The sequence below is a fragment of the Acidisphaera sp. S103 genome, from assembly GCF_009765975.1.
In the GTDB taxonomy this organism is placed as follows: domain Bacteria; phylum Pseudomonadota; class Alphaproteobacteria; order Acetobacterales; family Acetobacteraceae; genus Rhodopila.
Window position 1 is genome coordinate 83,195 of record NZ_LMUJ01000024.1, and the last position, 17,313, is coordinate 100,507.

At 64.8% G+C, this 17,313-nt stretch carries 17 protein-coding genes and 1 tRNA gene; 9 read left to right on the plus strand and 9 right to left on the minus strand.

Annotated features, from left to right (window positions below; translation table 11 throughout):
* The first annotated feature begins 104 nt into the window (after nt 1-104).
* On the plus strand, nt 105-1,073 hold the full coding sequence (locus tag GSQ89_RS02585) for a 2-hydroxyacid dehydrogenase (RefSeq protein ID WP_158921706.1): 969 nt from the start codon (nt 105-107) through the stop codon (nt 1,071-1,073).
* Here GSQ89_RS02585 and GSQ89_RS02590 read toward each other — a convergent pair.
* The 3 genes from GSQ89_RS02590 to GSQ89_RS02600 form a co-directional block, all read right to left on the minus strand.
* Entirely contained in the window at nt 1,070-2,275 is a 1,206-nt protein-coding gene (locus GSQ89_RS02590; protein WP_158921708.1) for an MFS transporter, read from the minus strand. The two genes, GSQ89_RS02585 and GSQ89_RS02590, sit on opposite strands and share 4 nt — an antisense overlap.
* Before the next feature lie 4 nt (nt 2,276-2,279).
* Entirely contained in the window at nt 2,280-2,603 is a 324-nt protein-coding gene (locus tag GSQ89_RS02595) for a PRC-barrel domain-containing protein (protein ID WP_158921710.1), read from the minus strand.
* A 513-nt stretch (nt 2,604-3,116) separates the two neighbouring features.
* A complete protein-coding gene (locus tag GSQ89_RS02600) occupies nt 3,117-4,004 on the minus strand; it encodes a DMT family transporter (protein WP_158921712.1) in 888 nt (295 codons plus the stop codon).
* Nucleotides 4,005-4,109: 105 nt separating this feature from the next.
* On the opposite strand from GSQ89_RS02600, the gene GSQ89_RS02605 reads away from it, so the two are divergent.
* Complete coding sequence (locus tag GSQ89_RS02605; RefSeq protein WP_158921714.1) at nt 4,110-5,414, plus strand: UdgX family uracil-DNA binding protein; 1,305 nt, start codon at nt 4,110-4,112, stop codon at nt 5,412-5,414.
* On the opposite strand, the gene GSQ89_RS02610 is transcribed toward GSQ89_RS02605, so the two are convergent.
* Nucleotides 5,411-5,794, minus strand: coding sequence for a VOC family protein (locus GSQ89_RS02610; protein ID WP_158921716.1), 384 nt, complete (start codon nt 5,792-5,794; stop codon nt 5,411-5,413). The genes GSQ89_RS02605 and GSQ89_RS02610 overlap by 4 nt on opposite strands.
* A gap of 218 nt (nt 5,795-6,012) precedes the next feature.
* Between GSQ89_RS02610 and GSQ89_RS02615 the strand changes: the two genes are divergently transcribed.
* Together GSQ89_RS02615 and GSQ89_RS39985 are read left to right on the plus strand one after the other, a co-directional pair.
* Nucleotides 6,013-6,102, plus strand: a tRNA-Ser gene (locus tag GSQ89_RS02615).
* 85 nt (nt 6,103-6,187) lie between these two features.
* Nucleotides 6,188-6,319 carry a DUF1993 family protein gene (locus GSQ89_RS39985; RefSeq protein WP_158921718.1) on the plus strand — a complete coding sequence of 44 codons (132 nt, stop codon included), beginning with the start codon at nt 6,188-6,190 and terminating at the stop codon, nt 6,317-6,319.
* 119 nt (nt 6,320-6,438) lie between these two features.
* On the opposite strand, the gene GSQ89_RS02625 is transcribed toward GSQ89_RS39985, so the two are convergent.
* From GSQ89_RS02625 to GSQ89_RS02645, 5 genes are read right to left on the minus strand one after another with little or no spacing between them, the layout of a single operon-like run.
* Entirely contained in the window at nt 6,439-7,809 is a 1,371-nt protein-coding gene (locus GSQ89_RS02625; RefSeq protein WP_158921720.1) for an MmgE/PrpD family protein, read from the minus strand.
* A 13-nt stretch (nt 7,810-7,822) separates the two neighbouring features.
* On the minus strand, nt 7,823-8,614 hold the full coding sequence (locus GSQ89_RS02630) for an enoyl-CoA hydratase-related protein (protein WP_158921722.1): 792 nt from the start codon (nt 8,612-8,614) through the stop codon (nt 7,823-7,825).
* A complete protein-coding gene (locus GSQ89_RS02635) occupies nt 8,611-9,726 on the minus strand; it encodes a serine hydrolase (protein WP_216855976.1) in 1,116 nt (371 codons plus the stop codon). Before GSQ89_RS02635 ends, GSQ89_RS02630 begins: the two co-directional genes overlap by 4 nt.
* A gap of 34 nt (nt 9,727-9,760) precedes the next feature.
* The gene (locus tag GSQ89_RS02640) at nt 9,761-10,363 is read right to left on the minus strand and encodes a TIGR04282 family arsenosugar biosynthesis glycosyltransferase (RefSeq protein WP_158921724.1); all 603 of its coding nucleotides are present in this window, start codon (nt 10,361-10,363) and stop codon (nt 9,761-9,763) included.
* A complete protein-coding gene (locus tag GSQ89_RS02645) occupies nt 10,360-11,019 on the minus strand; it encodes a TIGR04283 family arsenosugar biosynthesis glycosyltransferase (RefSeq protein ID WP_158921726.1) in 660 nt (219 codons plus the stop codon). Before GSQ89_RS02645 ends, GSQ89_RS02640 begins: the two co-directional genes overlap by 4 nt.
* A 682-nt stretch (nt 11,020-11,701) precedes the next feature.
* Between GSQ89_RS02645 and GSQ89_RS02650 the strand changes: the two genes are divergently transcribed.
* The 5 genes from GSQ89_RS02650 to GSQ89_RS02670 are packed head-to-tail and all read left to right on the plus strand — an operon-like array spanning nt 11,702 to nt 17,309.
* Complete coding sequence (locus GSQ89_RS02650) at nt 11,702-13,210, plus strand: sugar ABC transporter ATP-binding protein (protein ID WP_158921728.1); 1,509 nt, start codon at nt 11,702-11,704, stop codon at nt 13,208-13,210.
* Nucleotides 13,203-14,243, plus strand: a complete 1,041-nt coding sequence (locus tag GSQ89_RS02655) for an ABC transporter permease (protein ID WP_254073045.1) — start codon at nt 13,203-13,205, stop codon at nt 14,241-14,243. The genes GSQ89_RS02650 and GSQ89_RS02655 overlap by 8 nt, the downstream gene beginning before the upstream one ends.
* Nucleotides 14,244-14,263: 20 nt before the next feature.
* The gene (locus GSQ89_RS02660) at nt 14,264-15,388 is read left to right on the plus strand and encodes a substrate-binding domain-containing protein (protein WP_158921732.1); all 1,125 of its coding nucleotides are present in this window, start codon (nt 14,264-14,266) and stop codon (nt 15,386-15,388) included.
* Between the two features lie 5 nt (nt 15,389-15,393).
* The gene (locus GSQ89_RS02665) at nt 15,394-16,629 is read left to right on the plus strand and encodes an LVIVD repeat-containing protein (RefSeq protein ID WP_158921734.1); all 1,236 of its coding nucleotides are present in this window, start codon (nt 15,394-15,396) and stop codon (nt 16,627-16,629) included.
* Nucleotides 16,626-17,309, plus strand: coding sequence for a GntR family transcriptional regulator (locus GSQ89_RS02670; protein ID WP_158921736.1), 684 nt, complete (start codon nt 16,626-16,628; stop codon nt 17,307-17,309). Before GSQ89_RS02665 ends, GSQ89_RS02670 begins: the two co-directional genes overlap by 4 nt.
* The last annotated feature ends 4 nt before the right edge of the window (nt 17,310-17,313 follow it).

Genomic DNA, 17,313 nt, shown 5'->3' on the forward strand with positions numbered 1-17,313 from the left:
ATCCGTTGATGCCTATTATTTAGGCCATACCGCGCAGCCCTCTCGTTTGGCCGATGAAGCGAACCGGTCTAGGCTGTCGTCCTCAACGCAATCAGGGGAAGCCTATGGCCAGGATCATCATCGCGGACAATCCATTGAACGAAATCAGCATCGCCCAGGAGTTGCTGCCACCCAGCCTCGACGCGGTGATCGCCCGCCATGGCAGCCCGGAATTCAACGATGCGCTGACCGATGCCGTCTGCCTTGTCGGCTTCGGCGACGGCACGATGGACGACGCTTTCTACAAATCCGCCCCGAATCTGAAGCTGGTCCAGCTTCTGTCCGCCGGCTATGACCGCTGCGACATTGAAGCCGCCCGCCGCGCCGGCGTGCCGATCTGCAACAACGGCGGCGCCAACTCCACCGCGGTCGCCGAACACGCGATCCTGCTGATGCTCGCCGTCTCTCGTCGCCTGGTCTGGCAGCACGCCAACGTCTCGGCTGGGCGCTGGCGCGGCAACAACGTCGACGACGTCAAGCTGTATGAACTGAAGGGCAAGACGGTGGGCATCGTCGGCCTGGGCACCATCGGCAAGAAGACCGCCAAGCTGGCCAAGGCATTCGGCGTCGATGTGCAGTACTACGATGTTGCCCGCCTGACGGAGGGGCAGGCCGACGAACTCGGCGTCCGCTTCGCCCTCCTGGAAGAATTGCTCCGCACCTCCGACATCGTGTCGCTGCATGTGCCGCTGAGCAAAGCAACCAAGCATATGATCAGCACCGAGCAGTTGAAGCTGATGAAGCCCAGTGCCTACCTGATCAACACCTGCCGCGGTCCGGTAGTCGACGAACCCGCGCTGATCGAGGCCTTGACCAACGGCACCATCGCCGCCGCCGGCCTCGACGTCTTCGACCAGGAACCGCCGCCGCCGAACAATCCACTGTTTTCGCTGCCCAACGTCGTCCTGACCGCGCATTTGGCCGGGCCAACCTACGACACCCAGTTCTCCCGCTTCCGCAATGCCTTCGACAATTGCCAGCGTGTCATTCGGGGCGACAAACCGCTGTGGGTCATCCCCGAACTGGCGGACTAGCGCTCGTCCTTGGCTGGCCGTGTCTCCGGCATGGCCAGCCAAATCACCAAGGTACCGACCGCACCGACCGCGGCGAGGACGATGAACGCCGCCTGCATCCCGACGCCGTCGGCGATGGCACCCGACAGGGTCGTGCTGGTTGCCGCCCCGACATACATCGCCAGCGCCAGAATCCCGATACACAGATTGAAATGCGCCGTCCCGATCGTGAGGTCGGCGGCCAGCAGTGGCAGAAGCACGCCGAACGCGGCGGCGCTGACCCCGCTGATGGCTTGACCCATCACCAGCGGCCATGCACCCGGCAGTACCGCCAGCAACAGCCCACGCAGCGGCAACGCCCCCCAACCCAGCAGCAGAAGCCGCTTTCGGCCAACCGCCTGCGCTGCTCGTCCCACCCATGGCGACATCAGCGCTACGACGCATTGCGGCACCACGATGCACGCGGCGATGATCAGATTGGCGAAATGCCCGGCACGCATGGTCACCTCCGACCCGGCCAGCGGCAGCATCGCGGTGTTGGACAGGTGGAACAGCATCACGCAAACGGCGAAGATCAGCAGCCGGCGATCGGACAGCAGTCGCTTCAGGCCGGCGATATCCATCATCCGGCTGGTGGTCTGCGCCCGCGCATGGGCGCCCGCCCCGATCGACCACAGCGCGACCAATGCGGGAACGCACAGCGCGGCGGTCAGGAAGAACACGAACCGCGACGAGAAATACGCGCCCGTCACCCCCATGACGGCGGCGGCGAGGCCATTGCCGATCGACCCAAAACGGGCGTTTCGCCCCAGCCGCTCCCCCAGCCCGGCATGACCGACCAAATGAAGGCTGATCGCCGCGATCGCCGGGGTGATCACGCAACTGGCGATGCCATGCAGCATCTGTGCAACCAGCACCGGCAGTTGGTTCGGCCGCAGCGCCAACAGCAGCGCGGCGACGATGATGCCGATCAGCGCCCAAGATGCGGCCGTCCGCTTGTTGCGCATCGAGTCCACCAGCGCACCTGCCGGAAGCTGGCTGATCAGCGACGTCATGGTGCCTAATGTCAGGGCATAACCGATCTCGATCTGCGTCCATTTATGCGTGGTCAGATAGACGGCGACAAATGGACCGAACCCCGTCTGCACATCCGCCACGAAGAAATTGACCAGATCGAGGGCTCGGTTTGCTCCGAGGCGCGGGAAAGCAAAACGTTGGGCCATATGGTTAATGCGCGATTGGAACGATGTCCGCGGGCGTGACGACGGGCGCCGCCTTGTTGGAATCCAGGAACTCGGGGGCTGCCTTGATCTGATCGGGGGTCATCTCCAGCGAAACCTTGTGCTTCGGGTCCCCGGGATTGAAGCGAAGGACACTCCAATGCACGGCGACCTTGCGGTTGCCGACACCCATGAAGCCGCCGAAATCGATAACGGCGGCCTGCGGTTCGCCGTTTGCATCCACGAGCACATCGACCAACCGCCCGATTTCCTTGCCTTTCGGATCGGTCACGCGTTGCCCGAGAATCGCCTCCGCGATCTCGGGCGCCACGGATTGGATGGAGCTTCGCAGCGGGGTCTTGGCAGCAACCGGGGGCGAAGCCGCCGGGACCGCACCTTGCAACGGAGCCGGGGCGGCAACCGGCGGTGAACTGGGGACAGCACTTTGCGACGGAGCCTGGGCAGTAGCCGGAGGCGAAGCCGGAACAGCACCTTGCGACGGAGTCGGTACAGCAGCCGGCGGTGAACTGGGGACAGCACTTTGCGACGGAGCCGGGGCAGCGACCGGCGGTGAAGCCGGAACTGCACTTTGCGACGGAGTCGGGACAGCAACCGGCGGCGAACCGGGGACAGCGCTTTGCGACGGAGTTGGGGCAGCAACCGGTGGTGAACCGGAGTCATTACCTTGCGATGGCGCTGCGTCCGCTCGCGCAACCACGCCGGCCGCCAAAGCAGTGACAGTTCCAATGACCATAGCCAATCGCCGCATCTCCGCCCCCGGGGTCCAAGGTTTCAGGTCGACATCAGCCAAGCTGTGATCAAGCAGCCGGAGGCGTCAATCCGTTCACGTTGGGGTGGGGTTCGGAAGCGCCCGAGGGCGCCGTGCCGTTCTAAATGAGGCCAGCACGATCCCCGCTGCGATCAGCGCGATCCCAAAGGCATGGTAGGTGCGGAATTGCTCATGCAGGAAAAACACGGCCAATATGCTGCCGAACAGCGGCATCAGATGCATGGACTGCCCCGCCGGGCCGGCGCCGATCAACTCGACCCCGCGATTGAAGAACAGGTAGGCGATGAAGGACGGCAGCACGGCGGTATAGGCGATCCCCAGATATGACGGCAGGCCGCCATGAATACGAGCGCCGGCGGCAAACTCCCACAGCATGAACGGCAGCATCATCAGCGATCCCAGACCCATCGCGGCCACAAGGAAGCTCAATGGATGCACCTGCGGCCGCTTGCGCAGCGTCACGCAGTAAAAACTGTAGATCACCAGGGCGACCAGGACCCAGATGTCGCCGCGGTTCAGGCGCAGATGCGCCAGCGCCTCCCACGACCCATGCCCGGCGATGGCGGCGACGCCCGCCAGCGACACCAACACGCCCAACGCCTGCCGGGTCGTCGGCGTTTCGCGGAACAGCATGTAGGCCCAGACGATGATGATCAGCGGCGTCGCCGATTGCAGCAGCAGCACATTCAGCGCTGTCGTGCTGGTCAGACCGATGTAGGACATCGTGTTGTAGGACGCGATGCCGGTCGCCGACAGCACCAGCATCATCTTCCAGTGCCGCAGCATCACCGGCAGATCGGTCTTCAGGCGGGGCCACGCGAAGCCGACCGCGATTACGAACGCGCCGGTCCACCGCCAATACGCCAGCGCCACTGGTGGAACCTGCCCGGCCAGCCCGCGCGCGAGCACGATATTGCCCGCCCAGAACAGATTGGCTGCCACCAGCAGCCCCCAAGCCGAATGCCATAATGACCGGACCATAAGCTACCCAACATAGTTTGAACCGCGGGCTTGGAAAGCCAGCCATCCTGGAGTTTGCTGCTTCGTATGCAACGGATCGTGCTCAAGAGCGAGACGGACTGGGAAGGCTGGCGCCAGGCAGCGCGCGCCCTTGTCCTGACCGGCGTCGAGCCGGACGCGCTGACCTGGGCGGTTGGCGGCAAAACCGCCCCCCTGCCCGACGCGACCGGCAGCTTCCATGTGCCGCGAGCGCTGGTGTCGCTGGCGTCACAGGCGATCCAGGCGCGCGACGCCGAACGCTTCGGGCTGCTCTACAGCCTGGTATGGCGGGTCAACGCCGGCGAGAAATTGCTGGAGGACAATAGCGACCCCGACCTGTCGCTGGCCAGACGGATGGCGCTGACGGTCCGGGCCGATGCCCATCGCATGCGCACCAACATGCGGTTCCTGGCGGTGCCCGAGGACGGCGGAACGCGCTTCCTCGGCTGGTTCGAACCGGCCCATTTCGTGCTGCAAGCGAACGCCCAACTGATCGTGCGGCGGTTCCCCGACCTGACGCTGTCGATCGTGACACCGGACGGGGCCGCACACTGGGACGGCACGTCGCTGCTGTTTGGCTCCGGCCTGCGCCACGCCGAGGACGACGAAGCGCTGCAGGCCTGGTGGGAACGCCACCGAGACACGCTGCTCGAACAGGCGACGGAAGATGTCTCGGTTCCCGAAGCCGAGGCGGTGGACGAAGCGCCCCGGTCACCCGACCTGCCTGCCCTGGGCTCGGTTGTCCTGCACGCCACGCCCGATCGGGCAGTACTGCGTTCGGCAAGGGAGGCGTCGGCCTGTCGCCGATGCCCGCTGTACGAACCGGCGACACAGGTCGTTTTCGGTGAAGGACCCGCGGATGCATCGGTCATGTTCGTCGGCGAGCAACCAGGCGACCAGGAGGACGTCATCGGGCGTCCGTTCGTCGGCCCCGCGGGCCAGATGATGGATCGGGCGATGGAGGAAGCCGGCATCGACCGCCGAACGGTCTACGTCACCAATGCCGTCAAGCACTTCAAGTTCACGCCGCGCGGCAAGCGCCGGATTCACCAGACGCCGGAGGTGCCGGAAATCCAGGCATGCCGCTTCTGGCTGGATGTGGAACGCACGCATGTGCGGCCCCGGTTTCTGGTGGCGATGGGCGGATCGGCGGCACGCAGCCTGCTGGGCCGAGCGGTGACGATCGGGCGGGAACGGGGCCGGCCGATCCAGATGCCCGACGGGCAGACCGTCTTCGTCACGGTCCACCCGTCGTTCCTGTTGCGTGTGCCGGACGAGGCAGCCAAGGCCCGCGAATACGCCGCCTTCGTGCGGGACCTGAAAGCGATCCGCGCGCTGATGACGGCAGATTAGCCCCGCTGGATCAGCTCGATCGACACGTTCTCGGGCGCGGTCAGGAATGCAATCTGCACGCCCGGTCGGTTGACCGTCACATCCATCGTGAAGTGCACGCCTTTCGCCTTCAGTTCGGTGACCGCCGCCTTGATGTCGGGGACAGTCAGTCCGAAATGGTCCAGCCCGAAATACGGCGATGACGGCGCCTCACCAGCCTTCCCCGGCTGGGCCTTGGCGATGAATATCTTCTGGCCGGCAAGGTTGAGATCGATGCGCGTCGACCCATCGGCCTGGTTGGATCTGATGACCTCGGCGCCCAGCTTGTCCTGGTACCATACCGCGGTCGCCTCGGGATCGGGCGAGCGCAGATGGATGTGTTCCCAGTTGAATTTCGTCATATTTCCCCCAAACGGTCTGGTTCGACGGCATTAATCCACCACGGCGCAGCTTGGGCAAGGGGCGCGGCCGGCTCGGGTATGGATCCCCCGTCGGCGGGATCAATTGATCTTAAAAATGCGCGCCAAACCGCCGCGACGTGTTTCTGGCGCTTGCATAAGGGGGGTGTAACCGGCTAGGTCACGCCTCCGACGCGACAAGCGCTTGCGCTTGTGTCACTGGAGAGGTGCCAGAGCGGTCGATCGGGGCGGTCTCGAAAACCGTTGTGCCTTTGCGGGTACCCAGGGTTCGAATCCCTGCCTCTCCGCCACTTTCGCGACAGAACCGCGAATACAAAGCATCGCGCGTCCGATGTGGGTGTTTGCTGTCGATCCCGCCTACCGACAACGCCCTTGATGCCCTACTGGGCCACCGCCTTCGCCATGCCCGATCTCTATTTCCATGTCGCAACGGCCCATGGCCTGCTCCGCCATAAGGGTATTGAGATCGGCAAGTTGGATTATTGGGGGTGGCAGCCTTGTGAATAAGTATCCTGCCAGAAAATCCACTGAAAACAAAGAAGTCGCTCACCGAGCGCTAACTGCCTAAAGGCAACAGCCGCAAATCCGGCGAAGCAACTTCCATTTTCTTCCTTGCGCAGGCGGCTTTACCCGCCGCACATCCGCAGCAGTCCCGACACTTCCGGTAACGAGTCCAGACGCCCGATATCGGCGATCAGGCGGGCGGTTTTCTCCGTGCCTAGGACAGGATCGACCAGCGCGGCGAACTTTGACTCCAATCGCGTACCCTGGTGCGCCACGTCGGCGGCCGGCACGCCCGAATCATGCCGCGCGGTCAGTTTGGAGCCATCGCGCAACGACAACTCGATCTCGGTGAACGTATTCGGGATACCGGTGCGGAAATCGAACGACACTTTATCACGCAGGCCGACTAGCACCGGGTCAGCGGCAACCTCGGCCGAGTAGGTGGACAGGCGGCTGGTATCCAGGCCGGCCAGCCCCATCGCCGTGGTCAGGCGCAGGGAGAATTTCGCTTCCAGGCCGGTCTTCGGTTCGGGAATGTTGCAGACGCGGTCGCAGGCTTCCTCGAGCTGGACGTTGATCCGTTCTACCTGGTCGGGTGCGAAGCCATGCTGTTCCCGCAACTTGCGGGCCGATTCGATCGCGGCATGAGTCATGTAGCACGACGCGTGGTATTTGAAGAGATTGTTGGCGATCCACCAGCCGTTCGGCGGCGTATCGAACGCTTTCTCCGGATTGAAGTCGGGGCTGTGGGTGCGGGCGAAGCCCTGGCCGCACTCGATCACGTCGGTGCGGGAGGTGAAGCCTCGGGCCGCGAGTTTCGCCGCCATCAGCCCGTGATACGATGCCTTGCCCGCGTGCAGTGGCTTGCACATCGTGCCGAACATCGATTTCAGGCCGGCCGCCTGGGTGCCGGCGATACCGAGTGCGGTGGCGAAACGGTCGGCGTCCAGGCCAAGCAGGTGCGCGCACGCGGCGGCGGCGCCGAAGCTGCCGACCGTGGCGGTGGCATGGAAGCCCAGCACATCGTAATGACCGGGCGAGATCGTCCGGCCGATCCGGCACTGCAATTCGTATCCGGCAACGAACGCCGTCAGCACGTCGGCGCCGGACGAACCACGTTCCTCAGCCAACGCCAGCAACGCCGGCAGGATGGCGACCGACGGATGGCCCGGCATCGCCAGGTTGACGTCGTCGAAGTCGAGCGCATGCGACGCCGCCCCGTTCACGATCGCCACCGAAGCCACAGGCAGCCGGCCGGCATGACCCAGCACCGAGGCGACCTCTTTGCCACCCTGTTCCTGCATTTCCGCCAGCAGGATCGTTACCAGTTCGTCGGACGCACCGGCGATGCCGCAGCCGATATAGTCCAGCACGCATTGCCGAGCCCAGGACTGGACCGTTGCCGGAATGTCCTGCAACCGCAGGGCGCGGGCTTGTTCCGTCAGTGCTCGGGTCAGGCCCTTGCCGGCCTGGATGTCGCTGATCGCGTTCATTGGACTTTCTCCTTTACCGTCCCTTATACACCGGCTTGCGCTTTTCGTTGAATGCGGTGATGCCCTCGCGCCGGTCGTCGGTGGGGACCATGCGGTTGTAGGCCTCGATTTCGAACATCATGCCGGTTTGCAGGTCGGTATTGAGGCCCATGTTCACCGACTGCTTGATCTGGCGGGTGGAGATCGGGGCATTGCCGGCGATCACCGCGGCGGTTTCCAGCGCCTCCGCCACCAGCGTTTCCGCTTTGCAGATCCGGTTGACCATGCCCCAGTCGAACGCCTGCTGGACGCCGAATGGGCGCCCTGTCAGCAGGATTTCCTTGGCTCGGCGGCTGCCCACAGCGCGTGGCAGGTTCTGCGTGCCGCCGGCGCCGGGCATGATGCCCAGGGTGACCTCGGTCAGGGCGAAGCGGACGTTTTCCGACGCGTAGATGAAGTCGCAGCACAGCGAGATTTCCATGCCGCCGGCGTAGGCCGCCCCGTTCACCGCGGCGATGATCGGGACCGGGCAGCCGACGACCGCGCGGATCATGCGTTCGAAGATCAGGTGCTGGTCCTGCCACTGCTCATCGGTCATGCCGTTGCGCTGCTTCAGGTCGCCACCGCCACAGAAGGCTTTCGCGCCCGCGCCCGTCAGCACGATGCAACGCTGCTTGTTCGGCGCGGCGCAGAAGCCGTCGAACACCGCCAGCAGGTCCAGGCCCATCTGGGTGTTCATCGCGTTGGCGACCTCGGGGCGGTTCAGGGTCACCAGGACGGTGTGTTCCTGGGGATAGTCGACGGTGATAGTTTCGAAAATCGTCATTCTTCCACTGCCTGCATGATCAAACGGACAAACGTGTCCATCGCGGTCGGGTCGATCCAGCGCAGGACCGCGACCAGTTCCTGTTTCGGTGCCACCCAGGTCAGGTTGCCACCGGCGCCGGAGGCGAAAAAACTGTCCTCCGGTCCGCTTTTGTAACGGCTGCCGTTGGTGTTCAGCCACCAGAGCAGGCCGTAATTCGGGTTCAGCGCACAGGGGCGCAATGATTCGACGACCCAGCTTTCCGGCAGAATGCGGCTTCCGTTCCACTCACCCCGGCGCAGCATCAGCAGACCGATGCGGGCCTGGTCCTCGGCATGGATCAGCATGCCGCCGCCCCAGTGCGTGCCGCCGGAGACGCTTTCGATCATGCGCCCGTCGATCTCGACCGAGGAGGTGCGGTAGCCGAACCAGGACCAATCGTGGGAGGCGCCGATCGGCTCCATGATGCGTTCGGCGAACACGTCCGGTAACGGCCGGCGGAAGCGACGCAGCAGCGCCAGGCTCAGCCGGTTGACGCGGACGTCGTTGTATTCCCAGTGCGTGCCGGGGGCCTTGAGTGGACGTGGGTCGCCTTTGCGGCCCTTTCCCTCCAGCCCGAGGTTGCGGTTGCGGTCGATCAGGTCGGATTTGCCGAACAGGTCGCCTTCCCATTCGGATGTGTTCTGCAGCAGGTGGCGCCAGGTGATACCGCGGTTCTGCGGGCTGTCGAAACCGCCGTCATCGACGGTGCGGCCGACCGGTTCGTCCAGGTCGGCGATCAACCCGTCCATCACCGCGATGCCGGCCAGCAGGCTGAGGTAGCTCTTGGCGGCGGAGAAGGTGAAATCGGCTTGGTCCGTCTCGCCCCAGGACGCGATCTTGAAGCCGCGCCGCAGCACCAGCCCGTTGGCGGGGCCGCGGGGACGGATCGGGCCGAGGATTTCGTTGAACGGCGGCGGCTCGAAAAAGCCGCCTTCGAGGTGAAGGCGCAGGTCGTTGGGCCACGGGGTTTCGTTTTCCGTCGCAAACCGGGCGGCTTCCTCCAGCCACATCCAGTTCATGCCGGCGACGTCGGCCGGGGCCTCGGGCCACGACTTGCCATGCGGCGGTGGCGCGATCGACGGCAACTCCATCCAGGCGTTTCCTTTTGGTTTCGGGTGCGGGCGACTATGCCGCCGGCGGGCTGGCATGGCTACCCCGGCGGGAGGTGCGGTGGCGGTGGTAGTCTGCGGCGGTGTCGACGTCGGGCAGGCGGCGGATGAAGCTGACGCGGTGGTGGCGGAACTGTTTCAGCGTGTCAGCCAGCGCGTGTTCGGTGGACCAGCGGACGGTGCCGAACAGATTGGCGGGACGGCGGAGTCCCAGGGCGATCAACCAATAGCCGCCGTCGGTGGCTGGGCCGAACACCGCGTCGGCGGTGCCCAGGCGGCAGAAAGCGGTTTTTATGTCCGCTGCGCCGGCTTGCGGGATGTCGCAGCCCATCAGTGCCACGCGGCGATACCGGCCGAGTGCCTTGGTCATGCGGCGACCGAGGTCGCCGTGGCCTTGGCCGATGTGCTGGACGTTGACGGGCAGGCGGATGCGCGTTCGGTCGGGCGTGACGGCCAGCACGGTGTCGAAGTGGCGGCAGGCGGTCAGGTCTCGCAGCAACGCGGTCAGCGTGGCGATGTGGAAGCGAAGCGCGGCTCGGTCGCCGATGTCCTTGGCCAGGCGGCGCTTCACCGTTCCCAGGCGGGGTGCTCGGGCGAAGACGATGACGGTGTCCCTCATCCGTATAGTCGCTGGATTTTTTCTGGTGGTACGCCGGCGAACCAGAGCGACAGGCAGAACAGGTTGCGGGTGGAGCGGCGCAGGTAGCCTTGCCGCTCCCATTTATGCGCCGAGGTGACGGCGTCGGCGGCGAGCGGCACGAGGCGGTGGCGGCCGAGGCGGCGTATCAGGTCGACATCTTCCATTAGCGGCAGGGGACGCATGCCGCCGACGGCGCGCAACAGGTCTCGGTGGATCAGCAGGCCCTGGTCGCCATAGGGCAGACCCAGGGCGCGGCTGCGCCAGGCCACCAGGCGCTCGAGGCGGCGGGCACGCGGGTCGTCGCTGTCGAGGACGAAACGGAAATAGCCGACGTGGGCGGTGTCAACGGGGCGTTTGGCGTGCCAATCGGGTGATAGGCGCGTGTCGGCGTGCAGCAGCAGCAGCCAGGGGCGCGTCGCGGCGGCGATGCCGGCGGCGAGTTGAGTGCCTCGGCCGCGCGGGGCGGTCAGGACGCGGGCGCCGAGGGCGATAGCCAGTTCGGGGGTGCCGTCGGTACTGCCGCCGTCGACGACGATGATCTCGCCATGGTCCCCCAGCGCGGCCAGGGTTCCGGGCAGGAAGGCGGCGGCGTTCAGGGTGGGAATGATGATGGACAGGTCGGCGGCGGTCGCCATGTGGCCTGACGCCTTACGGCAGAAGCGTTGGGTGCGCCGTCATGGCGGCATCGGAAGGATAATGCTGGGCGGGTTGGGCGAGATAGAGGGGGCGGCAATCGAGTGAAGCCGCCGGCACGCTTTTCGCCAGACTGTGCGGTTTCGGCAAGGAAGGCTCCCAACGCAGATAAGGAGGGATGCACGCGAATGCACGCGGATGGCGTGGGATCGCAGGCCGTTGGGTATGCGTCCAAGGTCCGGCGGCGATTTGCCGACTTCCGTTTTACGTGGCGTATGGATCAGAGTGTCTCGCCGGGCCTTTTGTAGAAATCTCATCCCGAGCAGGTTGGATGAGACTGGGTCTGTATATTCATAAGTATTTGTTTTTTAACGCCATTGATACCCTCCTTGGCGCTGGAAGCACGGATTGTTCAGACAAATCAGCATCCGCGTGCATTCGCGTGCATCCACTTCTTATCTGCGTAAGGATTCTTCCTTCCCGATGCAAAACCCACTGAAGCATTGACCCACCAGCGGTGACCCAACGTGCCACGGCCAAACCGACGCATGTCCGCCGCAGTCATGCGATATTCGACCCCGAACGCCAGGATACTGCATATTTTCTATCTTGCCGCTAAAATATATCCTGATACCTTGCCGGCGACGGGTCGTAACAAAACGATCGCCAGGGGAAGGACGGGCCATGGCTGCGGCGATCGTGGCGATGACGAACATCGTGAAGACCTTCGGCGGCACCCAGGCCGTCAACCAGGTCGATTTCGCGGTCGCCTCGGGTGAGGTGCATGCCCTGCTGGGCGGCAACGGCGCCGGCAAATCCACTCTGATCAAGGTCCTGGCCGGGGTTTATCCCGCCGACGCGGGCGAAATACGCGTGCATGACCGACTGGTCGATCCGCGCACCGACAAGCTGCCGATCGCCTTCATCCATCAGGACCTTGCACTGGTGGAGTGGATGAGTGTCGCGGAGAACATCGCGCTCGCCGCCGGGTATCCGCGCAAGCGGGGGCTGGTGGACTGGGCCGGCGTGCGCACCCAGGCTCGGCGTGCGCTGGATCTGATGGGGTGCGTGCTGGACACCGAGGCGCGCGTTGTCGACCTGACCCAGACCGACAAATCCATCGTCGCCATCGCACGTGCCCTGGCGACCGAGGCGGAGGTGATCGTGCTGGACGAACCCACCGCCAGCCTGCCGGAAAGCGAAGTGGCCAGGTTGTTCGCGGTCCTGGACCGGCTACGTCGCGCCGGCCGGGGCATGGTATATGTGAGCCACCGGATGGACGAGATTTTCCGCCTCGCCGATCGGGTCACGGTCATGCGCGACGGGCTCCGTGTGGCCACGCGAGCGATCGGCGAAACTTCACCGGCCGAGCTGGTGCAACTGATCGTCGGCCGCACACCCAAGCGACTCGCTGACCGGCCGCCGGTGGATCGTTCGGTCGCACTGCTGGCGTGCCGCGATCTGCGCACCGAGGACGCCGGCCCTGTCAGCGTCTCCGTCCACCCCGGTGAAATCCTTGGCTTTGCCGGGCTGCGCGGCGCCGGGCAGGACAGCGTCGGGCGTGCCATCTGCGGCATCGTGCCGGTTGATTCGGGCAGCATCGTCCTGGACGGCTGCCCGATCGCGCCGCGCAGCCCGGCGGATGCGGTGGCCGAGGGGATCGCCTTCGTGTCCAGCAAGCGGCAGGAGGAAAGCCTGGCGCTGATCCTGTCGGTGCGGGAAAATCTGTTCATGAACCCCGCGGTGGAGGGGCGCGGCGCGTTTTCGCCGATGCGGCAGGCGCGCGAGGTGGAACTGGCCGATGTCCGCCTGCGCGCGGTGGGTGCTCGTCCGCTGGTGACGGAACCCGCCATCCATACGTTTTCCGGTGGCAACCAGCAGAAAGTGGTGCTGGCGCGCTGGCTGGGCGGGTCGTCTCGGCTGCTGGTGCTGGAAGAGCCGACCATGGGGGTCGATGTCGGTGCCAAGGCGGATATCTATGGGCTGCTGGTGCAGCATGCCGCGGGTGGCGGCGCGGTGATCGTGGTGTCCTCCGACCTGGAGGAGATCGCCGCCATCTGCGATCGGGCGGTGATCTTCGATCGTGGCGTGATCTCGGCCGAGTTGCCGCGTGCAGACCTGACTGTCGCCAATCTGATTTCACATGTTGGCGGCGCGGTTGCCTCGCCGACCGGGGTGCCGCTGCATGGCTGAACGCAAATCGCATGTGCTGTTCAGGCTGATGTCGAACCAGGCACTGCTGCTGCTGACGGTGCTGTTGGCGCTGCTGTTCTCGGTCATCATGCCGCGGACGTTTCCCACCCTGCTGACGGTGCAGTCGATCCTGAGCGACAAGGCGATCGTGGCTTTCCTGGCGCTGGCCGAGATGGCGGTGATTTCGTGCGCGCAGTTCGACCTGTCGATTGGGTTCAATGTCAGCCTGCTGCACAGCCTGGCGATCGGGTTGATCGTCAACGACAACCTGCCGTGGCCCGTGGTGTTCGCCATCGTGCTTGCCCTCGGCGTGTTCATGGGCGTGGTCAACGGGTTGCTGGTGCGGGTGGCGAAGATCGACAGCTTCATCGCGACGCTGGGTGTCGGCACGTTCAATTATGGTCTCGCCGGCTGGTACACGGGCGGGCAGCAGTTGATCGGAAATCTGCCGGCGGGGTTCACCGCACTGGATCAGATCAGGGTGTTCGGCGTGCCGTTCTCGGCGCTGCTGTTGCTGGCCATCGCCGTGGTGATGTGGATCGTCTTCGAGTTCCTGCCGATCGGCCGGTACCTCTACGTGATCGGCGCCAATGAACGCACCGCGGAGCTGACCGGCATTCGGGTGAACCGCTATGTCATCGGCACCTTCATGGTGTCCGGGCTGCTGACCGCCGTCGCCAGCCTGGCGCTGGCCGCGCGCATCCAGGTGGGCCAGAGCAATGTCGGCCAGGAGTTCCTGTTGCCGGCCTTTGTCGGCGCGCTGCTGGGCGCCACCACGGTGAAGCCGGGGCGGGTCAATGTGTGGGGCACGCTGGTGGCGGTGCTGATCCTGGCGGTCGGGATTTCCGGCATCGAGCAACTCGGTGGCGAGTTCTACGTGGAATCGCTGTTCAACGGCGGCGCGCTGGTGGTCGCCGTGGGCATGGCGGGGTGGGCTTCCCGTCGCCGCCTGAGGGCGTCCCGCGACAGCAGGGCCGCCGCTCGTGTCATCCCGCCCGACCCCGCTGCCGCGCCGCCGACCAAGACAACCTGATCAAGAAAAAGGGAAACACCATGATCAAACGCAGACACATCGTATTGGGATCGGCCGGCTTGCTCGCCGCGCCGGCGCTGATCCGCTCTGGCTGGGCACAAGATTCGTCGGCCGCCGCCGTGTTGGCCGACGCCAAGGGCAGTATCGCCACGGCTGCCGCGCCGGCCAGCACCTGGACGGGACCGACCAGCGGGCCGAAGGCGCAGAAGGGGAAGAAGATCGTCTACATCTCCTCCGATCAGCGGAATGGCGGGGCGCTGGGGGTCGGCAAGGGAGTCGAGGAGGCGGCCAAGGCGATCGGCTGGGATTTCAAGATCATCGACGGCCAGGGCTCGGTGCCGATGCAGACCAGCGGGGTCGGGCAGGCGATCGCACAGCGGCCGGACGGCATCATCCTGGGGACCATCGATGCGGTGGGGCAGAAGGCGACGCTGGTGCAAGCGACGCAACTCGGCATCAAGGTTGTGGGTTGGCACGCCAGCGCCGCGCCCGGACCGATCGAGGACCCGGCGGTGTTCGCCAACATTACCACCCCGCCCAAACAGATCGCGCTGACCGCGGCGAACTATGCGATCGCCATGTCGGACGGCAAGGCGCAGGTCGCCATCATGCGCAATTCCGAAACCGCCATCGGGCGGCTGAAGGGCGATACGATCCGGGAGCGGATCGAGCAGTGCTCCACCTGCAAGGTGCTGTCGTTCAACATCATGCCGATCACCGAGAGCTCGGAACGGATGCCGGCGCTGACATCGTCTCTGCTGCAACGATTCCCCGGCCAGCTCAACTGGATGCTGGCGATCAACGATCTGTATTTCGACTTCGCCGTGCCGTCGCTGCGGTCCGCCAACATCCCTGTTGCGGGCTCGATTTCGCTGGTTTCGGCCGGCGACGGCAGCGTGTCGGCGTATCAGCGCATCCGGGTCGGCCAATACCAGGTCGCAACGGTGCCGGAGCCGCTGAACCTGCACGGCTGGATGGCGGTGGACGAACTGAACAGAGCATTTTCGGGCGACAAATGGAGCGGGTACGTTCCGGGGGTGCATCTGGTGACCAAGGACAATGTCGGCAAGGACGGCGGCCCGCAGAACCGCTTCGATCCGGACAACAAATATCGCGACGAATACCGCAAGATCTGGGGAGTCTGACCGTCATGACGCCCATCGCCAACAGCGCCAACATCTCCGTGCTCGGGCACACCGACCAGGGTGGCAAGCCCGACGGTGTGCAGATCATCGTGCATAACGACCATGCCTATATCGGGCATATGTTTAGCGACGGCATTTCGGTGGTGAATGTTGCCGATCCGCGTAACCCTAGGGTGGTGAATTTCCTGGCCTGCCCGCCGAATACTCGGGCAAGCCACCTGCAGGTGCACGACGGTCTGATGCTGGCGGTGAACGCCGCCAATATGTGGGCGCTGCAGCAGTACCAGGATCAGAAGGATTATTTTTCCGCGCCGCTGGCCGACAGTTTTTCCAAGCGGGAGCGCGGGTTCGCGGCCGGGCTGCGCATCTACGATGTGAAGACCGATCCGGCCAACCCGCGGGAGATCGGGTTCTGCCCGGTCGAAGGAATCGGTCTGCATCGCATCTGGTGGGTGGGCGGACGCTACGCCTACGCATCGACGCATTTCGATGGCTATACCGACCATATCATGGCGGTGTTCGATGTGGCTGACCCGACCAAGCCGCGGATGGTCGGAACGTGGGCTTTGCCGGGAATGAACCGGGGCGCGGGGGAGGAGCCGACGTGGCAACAGGGCAAACGCCGGGCGCTGCATCATGCTATCCTGGCGGGCAATCTGGCCTATGGCGCCTGGCGTGACGGCGGCTTTACCGTGCATGACCTGACCGACCCGGTGGCGCCGAAGTTGGTCAGCCATCGGCTGTTGTCGCCGCCGTTTGCCGGCGGCAGCCATACGCCACTGCCGTTGCCGGGACGCGGGCTTGTCGTGTTGGCGGATGAGGCGACCACGGCGAATTGCGCGGCGGGTCATGCTTATACCTGGATCTTCGACGTGCGCGACCCGGGTAATCCGGTGTCGATCAGCACTCTGCCGCAGCCGACGGAGGCCAATTACTGTGCGGTTGGTGGCAAGTTCGGGCCGCACAATCTGCACGAGAACCGGCCGGGGTTGTTCCAGAGCGAGACCATCATCTTCGCCACCTGGCATAATGCCGGCGTGCGGGTGTTCGACACGTCGAATGCGTTCCAGCCGAGGGAAATCGGGTTCTGCGTGCCTCAGGCACCGGATCGGGTGGTGGATATCAGGCCGGGTGCCGTTCCGGTGACGCAATCCTGCGATATCTGCGTGGACCGGAATGGCGTGATGTATGTCACCGACACCAATGCGGGTCTGTCCATCCTGCAATTCAACGGGTCATGAGCGGCAGCGCATCCAAGACCAAGGGGGCCAGTCCCCCCACCAGGTCCGGCATGATCTACTCGACCTTGCGCCAGGATATCCTGCTGGGTGAGCTGGCACCGGCCGGGAAGCTGCGCATCGATCATCTGTGCCAGCGCTACGGTGTGACCAGCACGCCGATCCGCGAGGCGCTGAATCAGCTCGCCATGGAAGGGTTCGTGCAGCGCCGCGACCAGCGTGGGTTCTTCGTCGCCGAAGCGTCGATGACGGAGCTGGAGCAACTGACCAACACGCGCTGCTGGGTCGAGCCGATCGCTCTGCGCGAGGCGCTGGCGCATCGTACCGTGGCGTGGGAGGAGCATCTGGTGCTGACCTGCCACCGGATGCTGCGGGTGGAACGTTCGGTCACTGCCGAAACGTTCAAGGACAACCCGGAATGGGAAAAGGCACACCGAGCCTTCCACATGGCGCTGATCGCGACCTGTCCATCGCGCTGGCTGGTGGATTTCTGCGCGCTGCTGTCGGACCACGCCGCCCGCTATCGCAACCTGGCGATGTCGGTGATCTATCCGCAACGCGACATCGCCGGTGAACATCGTGCGCTGATGGAAGCGGCGATCCACGGCGATGTGGAGGATGCGGTTACCAAGCTGGTCCAGCACTATCGCCGGACCGCCGATATCATCGTCAATTCAAAATAAAAAC

Bases quoted from the DNA above. Each gene is read 5' to 3' on its own strand.
- GSQ89_RS02585 (WP_158921706.1), top strand. From the start codon at position 105: ATGGCCAGGATCATCATCGCGGACAATCCATTGAACGAAATCAGCATC.
- GSQ89_RS02590 (WP_158921708.1), bottom strand. From the start codon at position 2,275: ATGGCCCAACGTTTTGCTTTCCCGCGCCTCGGAGCAAACCGAGCCCTC.
- GSQ89_RS02605 (WP_158921714.1), top strand. From the start codon at position 4,110: ATGCAACGGATCGTGCTCAAGAGCGAGACGGACTGGGAAGGCTGGCGC.
- GSQ89_RS02610 (WP_158921716.1), bottom strand. From the start codon at position 5,794: ATGACGAAATTCAACTGGGAACACATCCATCTGCGCTCGCCCGATCCC.
- GSQ89_RS39985 (WP_158921718.1), top strand. From the start codon at position 6,188: ATGCCCTACTGGGCCACCGCCTTCGCCATGCCCGATCTCTATTTCCAT.
- GSQ89_RS02625 (WP_158921720.1), bottom strand. From the start codon at position 7,809: ATGAACGCGATCAGCGACATCCAGGCCGGCAAGGGCCTGACCCGAGCA.
- GSQ89_RS02630 (WP_158921722.1), bottom strand. From the start codon at position 8,614: ATGACGATTTTCGAAACTATCACCGTCGACTATCCCCAGGAACACACC.
- GSQ89_RS02635 (WP_216855976.1), bottom strand. From the start codon at position 9,726: ATGGAGTTGCCGTCGATCGCGCCACCGCCGCATGGCAAGTCGTGGCCC.
- GSQ89_RS02640 (WP_158921724.1), bottom strand. From the start codon at position 10,363: ATGAGGGACACCGTCATCGTCTTCGCCCGAGCACCCCGCCTGGGAACG.
- GSQ89_RS02645 (WP_158921726.1), bottom strand. From the start codon at position 11,019: ATGGCGACCGCCGCCGACCTGTCCATCATCATTCCCACCCTGAACGCC.
- GSQ89_RS02650 (WP_158921728.1), top strand. From the start codon at position 11,702: ATGGCTGCGGCGATCGTGGCGATGACGAACATCGTGAAGACCTTCGGC.
- GSQ89_RS02655 (WP_254073045.1), top strand. From the start codon at position 13,203: ATGGCTGAACGCAAATCGCATGTGCTGTTCAGGCTGATGTCGAACCAG.
- GSQ89_RS02660 (WP_158921732.1), top strand. From the start codon at position 14,264: ATGATCAAACGCAGACACATCGTATTGGGATCGGCCGGCTTGCTCGCC.
- GSQ89_RS02665 (WP_158921734.1), top strand. From the start codon at position 15,394: ATGACGCCCATCGCCAACAGCGCCAACATCTCCGTGCTCGGGCACACC.
- GSQ89_RS02670 (WP_158921736.1), top strand. From the start codon at position 16,626: ATGAGCGGCAGCGCATCCAAGACCAAGGGGGCCAGTCCCCCCACCAGG.